General features: G+C 66.4%; 5 protein-coding genes. All 5 read left to right on the forward strand.

Annotated features, from left to right (window positions below):
* The coding region (locus VFT73_RS08645) for a DUF885 domain-containing protein (RefSeq protein WP_326409912.1) at positions 1-1,679 on the forward strand (1,679 nt) is incomplete at its 5' end.
* A 51-nt stretch (positions 1,680-1,730) separates the two neighbouring features.
* Entirely contained in the window at positions 1,731-2,942 is a 1,212-nt protein-coding gene (locus VFT73_RS08650; RefSeq protein ID WP_326409914.1) for a cation:proton antiporter, read from the forward strand.
* A 16-nt stretch (positions 2,943-2,958) separates the two neighbouring features.
* Positions 2,959-3,819, forward strand: a complete 861-nt coding sequence (gene otsB, locus VFT73_RS08655; protein WP_326409917.1) for a trehalose-phosphatase — start codon at positions 2,959-2,961, stop codon at positions 3,817-3,819.
* Entirely contained in the window at positions 3,795-5,612 is a 1,818-nt protein-coding gene (locus VFT73_RS08660) for a glycoside hydrolase family 15 protein (protein WP_414712810.1), read from the forward strand. Before otsB ends, VFT73_RS08660 begins: the two co-directional genes overlap by 25 nt.
* On the forward strand, positions 5,609-6,854 hold a 1,246-nt coding region (locus VFT73_RS08665; protein WP_326409919.1), incomplete at its 3' end, for an alpha,alpha-trehalose-phosphate synthase (UDP-forming). The genes VFT73_RS08660 and VFT73_RS08665, both read left to right, overlap by 4 nt.

Genomic DNA, 6,854 nt, shown 5'->3' on the forward strand with positions numbered 1-6,854 from the left:
GGCGCGCCCGGCCGCAGCTTGCGACGCGGCTGGGCCTGGATGAAGGCGAAGACCGGCTCGACGATATCAGCGATGCGGCCGAACTGCGCCGCCTGGAATGGCGCCGCGACAGCGTCGCGCGGATGAAGGCGCAGTTCGATCGCGCCAAGCTCTCGCCCACGGGACAGACAAACTACGACATTTGGGCGCTGGAGCTCGAGCGCGCCGAGCTCGGCTACAAATTCCGCCAATATTCGCCGCCCTTCTACTCGTTTCTCTATTCGGTGCATTCGCGGCTGCCGAATTTCATGATCAACACGCATGTCGTAAAGGACGCGGCGGACATGAAGGCCTATGCGGCACGCCTGCGTGCGATGCCGGCGGTGCTGGACGAAGCGATCGCGCAAAGCCGCGCGTCCGATGCGTTCGGCGTGCACGCGCCTAAGTTCGAGATCGAGCGCGTGATCGACGGCAGCCGCGCGATCATCACCGGCGCGCCGTTCGACAACGGCCCGGCATCCCCCCTGTGGGCGGATGCCGAGGCCAAGATCGCCAAGCTCAAGGCCGGCGGCAAGGTGACCGCGGATGAGGCCGACGCGCTGCTCGCGGACACGCGCGCGGCGCTGCTGACGATCAAGCCCGCCTATGAGCGGGTGATCGCCTGGGCGGAAAGCGACCTGCCGAATGCGCCGAGCGGGCGGGTGGGCGCGCTTACGCTTCCGGACGGAGCTGCCTGGTATGCGGCGGCGCTGAAGCTCAACACCACCACCGACCTGACGGCGGAGCAGATCCACCAGATCGGCCTGAAGGAAGTGAAGCGGATCGAGGACGAGCAGGATGCGCTCGCCCGCAAGGCCGGCTTCAAGGACCGCATCGCCTATTATGCGGACCGGGAGCGCCGCAATCCGCCCAAACCGTGGACCGACGCGCTCCGCGCCGAATATCTGCAGAAGGCGAATGCCGCGATCGCGCACAATCGCACGCTGCTTCCCAAATTTTTCGGCCTTCTTCCCGAGTACAGGATCGAGGTCGTGCGCGAGCCGTCCTTCAGCGAGGTCGCCGGCGGCGCGGCGCATGCCGCTGCTCCGAGCCCCGACGGATCGCGGCCCGGCCGCGTCTATGTCCATCTGCTCGGCGTCACCAGCGATCCGGCGCCTGACGCCATCGTCGACCTGATGTGCCACGAGGGCGTCCCCGGCCATGTCATGCAGGGCGACATCCAGGTTCGTCAGGAGGCTGGACCGAAATTCCGCAAGACCACGCACTATGTCGCGTTCGGCGAGGGCTGGGGCCTGTATTCCGAGGCGCTGTGCAAGGAAATGGGCGCTTATCCCGATCTCGCCAGCGATTTCATGCGATTGGAAGCGGAGCTGTTCCGCGCAGCGCGCCTGGTGGTCGATACAGGCATTCACGAGAAGGGTTGGACCGAAGACCAGGCTGTCGAATATATGGTCAACACCGGCCGCGCCTCGCCGGACCAGGCCCGTTCGGAAGTCCGCCGCTACATCACGCTGCCCGGACAGGCGACCGGCTACAAGATCGGCATGCTGAAGATCATGGAGCTGCGCCACAAGGCGGAACGGGAGCTTGGCCCCAAGTTCGACATCAAGGGTTTCCACGATCTGCTGATCGGCTCGGGCTCGCTCCCGCTGTCGATCCTCGAACGCCAGGTGGACAGATGGATCGCGGCACGAAAATGACGCACGACCGCTGAGGTTGGTCTCCCCGGCCGTTCAGTCGTTCAGACTTGAATGGCCGAACCTCAGATCCTGACGCTGGGCATCATATTGATGACGGCGTCGCTGGTCGCGATCGCCTCGCGACGGCTGCACGTGCCTTATAGCGTCGGGCTGGTGCTGGCGGGCATCGTCCTGGCGCTGCTGCCGCTGCGCATCGACCTGCCGCTCAGCCGCGACTTGATCTTCTCGGTGTTCCTGCCGCCGCTGGTGTTCGAGGCCGCGCTGCAGCTCGGCTGGCAGCGATTTCGGCGCGAGCTGCCGTTGACGGCAGTGCTCGCCTTTGCCGGCGTTCTTGTCGCCGGGGCGTTCGTCGCCGCCGGCGCGCATTGGGCGCTCGGCTGGAGCTGGCTGGGCGCCGGCCTGTTCGGCGTGCTGATCGCTGCGACCGATCCGGTATCGGTGATCGCCGCCTTCCGGGAGATGCGGGCAGAGCCGCGCCTGGCCCTGATCGTCGAATCCGAAAGCCTGCTGAACGACGGCGCCGCCGCGGTCGGCTTCGCGGTGCTCGCGGGACTGGCGGCCGGCAGCACGCCCGGCGTCGGGGCGATTGCAGGCTCCCTGTTGCTGACGGTTTTCGGCGGCATCGCGTGCGGCGCGGTCGTCGCCTGTGCGCTGCTGCTCGTGGCGGGACGAACCGAGGATCATCTGGTCGAGATCACGCTGACCACGATTGCCGCCTATGGCTCGTTCATGCTCGCGGAAAATCTGCACATGTCGGGCGTGCTGGCGACGCTTGCGGCTGGACTGGTGGTCGGCAATCTGGGCTGGCGCGGCGCCATTTCGGAAGGCGGCCGGGGCCATGTCCTTTCCTTCTGGGCCTATGCCGCTTTTTTGGCGAACTCGTTCGTGTTCATCCTGATCGGCGGGCATGAAGCAAGCCAGCCGCTCGCCGCGATCGGAGGCGCGGCCCTGGCGGCGATCGGCATCAGCCTGCTCGGCCGGGCAGTGGCGGTCTATCCGCTCAGCCTTCTCTTTTCCCGATCGGAACTCCGCATCTCGCGCGACTATCAGCACGTCCTGTTCTGGGGCGGCCTGCGGGGTGCGCTCGCTCTTGCGCTGGCACTGGCGCTGCCGCCCGAGATTCCGGAACGCCAGGAGATCATCGCCGTGGCGTTCGCGGTGGTTGCCTTCTCGATCTTTGCGCAGGGCCTGACGATGCCCTGGCTGATCCGGCGACTGGGGTTGATCCATCACACGGGTCCGGGCGGACGATCGGAACTTTGACCCGGTGGGCGAGAATATGCAAAATGGGGCATCCGAAATTGGAAACTGCGCCTCCGCTTCGTTCGGCGGAACTTTCGCGTTCGTCGTTCGGTGCAACGGCGTTTCCAGAGACAAGGAGGTAATTATCCCAGCCGATGACGGAATCGCACTGACGCGTCCCGACCGGACGCTGCTGCTCGGCGCGAGCCTGTTCCTCGACCTGGACGGAACGCTGCTCGAACTGATCGACGAACCTGACCAGGTTGCCGCGGATGAGGCGCTGGTGCGCCTGATCGGCCGGCTGTCGGACCGGCTGGAGGGCCGGCTGGCGATCGTCAGCGGCCGTTCGATCGAGCAGATCGACCGCATTCTCGGTCCCGTCGGGCAGAACCTCGCCCTGTCGGGCAGCCACGGTAACGAGCATCGCTGGAACGGCGTTCTGGCGCAGCCAATCCGTCCGCCTGCGCTCGATACGGCGGCGCTGCAGCTTCGCACATTCGCAGATCGCGATCCCGGCATGCTGGTCGAGGAAAAGAGCTATGGCGTCGCTCTTCATTACCGGATGGCGCCGGCGGTCGAGGACGAGGCGCTGGCCTTCGCCGTCCGTCTTGCCGCGTATCATGGCCTGGAGCTGCAGGAAGGCAAGATGATGGTGGAGCTGCGGGTCGGCGGCGGCAACAAGGGTGTTGCCATCAAGCGGCTGATGGCGCGGCCGCCGATGGCCGGCACAAGGCCCGTGTTCGTCGGCGACGACCGCACCGACGAGCCAGGTTTCGAGATGTGCCGGGAATTGGGCGGTGCGGGCGTCCTGGTCGGGCAGCCGCGCGAGACGGCTGCGTCCTATTATCTGCCCGATCCGCAGGCAGTGCGGGAATGGCTGGAGGACGCGGCCGCGTGACCGCGACGCTCGACCTCTGGCCGATCGGCAATTGCCAGGTGTCGGCGCTGGTGGACCGCGCGGGCCGCTTCGTCTGGGGCTGCGTGCCGCGCGTGGACGGAGAGCCCGTGTTCTGCTCGCTGCTGGACGCCGCGCCGCGCGCGGGCGAGGGCGCACGCGGGTTCTGGGAAATCGACCTCGAAGACTGCGTCGAAACCAGCCAGGCTTATATCCGCAACACGCCGGTCCTGGTCACGCGCCACGCCGACGGGCAGGGCAACGCGATCGAGGTGGTGGACTTCTGTCCCCGGTTCAGGCGGTCCGGCCGCACCTACCGGCCGGTCGCATTCGCCCGCATCGTGCGCGCCGTGCGCGGATCGCCGCGCGTCCGGATCCGGCTGAGAGCGGCGCGGAACTGGGGTGCGGAAGATGCGCCGCGCACGCGGGGGAGCAACCACATCCGCTATCTTCTAGGTGACGGGACCTTGCGGCTGACGACGACAGCGCCCGTCGGCTGGATCGAGGACGAACGGCTGTTTCGCGTCGAGCGGCCGCTCTATTTCTTCCTGGGGCCGGACGAGAGCTTTTCCGAAGACCTTCAGGTCTCGCTGGAGACGATGCTCGAACGCACCGTCGACGAGTGGCGGCATTGGGTGCGCGGGCTGGCGACGCCGCTCGAATGGCAGGAAGCGGTGATCCGCGCCGCGATCACGCTGAAGCTGTGCCAGCACGAAGAGACCGGCGCGATCGTGGCGGCGCTGACCAGCTCGATCCCGGAGCACGCCGATTCCGGGCGGAACTGGGACTATCGTTATTGCTGGATCCGCGATGCCTATTACACCGTGCAGGCGCTGAACCGGCTCGGCGCGCTCGACGTGCTCGAAACCTATCTCGAATATCTGCGCAACATCGTCGACAATGCCAAAGGCGGGCACATCCAGCCGCTTTACGGCGTCGGCGGCGAGGCGAGGCTGGACGAGCGCGTGGCCGAGGCGCTGACCGGCTATCGTGGCATGGGGCCGGTCCGCGTCGGCAACCAGGCCTATGAGCAGGTCCAGCACGACGCCTATGGCCAGATCGTGCTGTCCAACACGCAGAGCTTCTTCGACCAGCGGCTGTTCCGCATGGGCGGGCTCGACGATTTTCACGCGCTGGAGACGGTCGGCGACCGCGCCTGGGCGGCTTACGACAAGCCCGATGCGGGGCTGTGGGAGCTGCGCACGCGCAGCCATGTCCACACCTATTCGGCGGCGATGTGCTGGGCGGCCTGCGACCGGCTGGCCAATGCCGCCGACGCGCTCGGCCTCGAAGATCGCGTCGGCTTCTGGCGGGATCGGGCGAAGACGATCCGGTCGCGGATCGAGACTGCGGCCCTGCGCCAAGACCCCACCTGGCTATCGGCGACGTTCGACGGCGACAATCTCGATGCGAGCCTGTTGCAGCTGCTGGAGCTGCGCTTTCTGCCGCCCGGCGATCCGCGGTTTCAGGGGACGCTCGCTGCGGTCGAGGAAGGCCTGCGCCGCGGCAGCCACATGCTGCGTTATTCGACCGAGGACGATTTCGGCCTGCCGGAGACGGCGTTCAACGTCTGCACCTTCTGGCTGATCGAGGCCCTTCACGCGACCGGCCGGACCGACGATGCGCGCGCCCTGTTCGAGGAGATGCTGAGCCGACGCACCGAGGCGGGGCTGTTGTCCGAGGATATCGATCCCGCGACCGGCGAGCTGTGGGGCAACTATCCGCAAACCTATTCGCTGGTGGGCCTGATCAACTGCGCGGGGCTGTTGAGCAAGCCATGGAGTGTCATCCGATGAGCCGGCTGATCGTCATCTCGAACCGCGTCGCGGCGACTGCCTCCAGCTCCGGCAAGCCGGGGGGACTGGCGGTGGCGCTGACCGCCGCGCTGCGCGAGATGGGCGGCATCTGGTTCGGCTGGTCGGGCGAGCGCACCGATCAGTTCACGGGCCATATCAACTTTCAGCGCGACGACGGGGTCACCACGGCGACCATCGATCTCGAGGACCTCGACATCGAAGAATATTATGACGGTTATGCGAACCGCACGCTGTGGCCGCTGTTCCATTACCGGATCGACCTCGCCGAATATGAACGCGATTTCGCCGGCGGCTATCAGCGCACCAACGAACGCTTCGCTGACACGGTGCAGCCGCTGATCGAACCGAACGACGCGATCTGGGTGCAGGACTATCACATGATGCCGCTGGGCGCCGAGCTGCGGAAGCGCGGCGTCTGCAACCGGATCGGCTTTTTTCTCCACATCCCCTGGCCGCCGCGGCGGCTGCTGCTGACGCTTCCTGAAGCGAACGCGCTGGTGGAATCCATGTTCGCCTATGACGTGATCGGCTTCCACACCGAGGCGTGGCTGCAATCCTTTTGCGATTTCGCGCGCGAAGAGATGGGCGCCGTGATCGACGGCGATACGGCGAGACTGGGCGACCGCAGCGTGCGGCTGATCGCGTGCCCGATCGGTATCGATGCGCAGGAATTCGCGCAGATGTGCGAAAGCCCGCAGGCGCTTCGGACCTGCGAGCAGATGCGCGTGAGCGCGGTCGGCCGGGCCATGATCGTCGGGGTCGACCGCCTCGACTATTCGAAGGGGCTGGAAGAGCGTTTCGCCGGCTATGAGCGATTCCTCATCGATCATCCGGAGGAACGAAAGGAAGTCTTCCTGCTGCAGATCGCGCCGCCGTCGCGCGGAGCCGTCGAGAGCTACCAGCGGATCCGCAGCACGCTGGAGGGCATGTCCGGCCGGATCAACGGCGCCCATGCCGATCTCGACTGGGTGCCGATCCGCTACGTGAACCAGAGCTATCCGCGCGACGTGCTGGCCGGGGTCTACCGGGCCAGCAAGATCGGTCTCGTGACGCCGCTCAGGGACGGCATGAACCTGGTCGCCAAGGAATATGTCGCGGCCCAGTCGCCAGACGATCCGGGGGTCCTCATCCTGTCGCGGTTCGCGGGAGCCGCCGAGCAACTGAGCGAGGCGTTGCTGGTCAATCCCTACAGCAACGAGGAGATTTCGGACGCGATCATGA

The sequence above is a fragment of the Sphingomonas sp. genome, from assembly GCF_035758555.1.
Lineage (GTDB): Bacteria > Pseudomonadota > Alphaproteobacteria > Sphingomonadales > Sphingomonadaceae > Sphingomonas_B.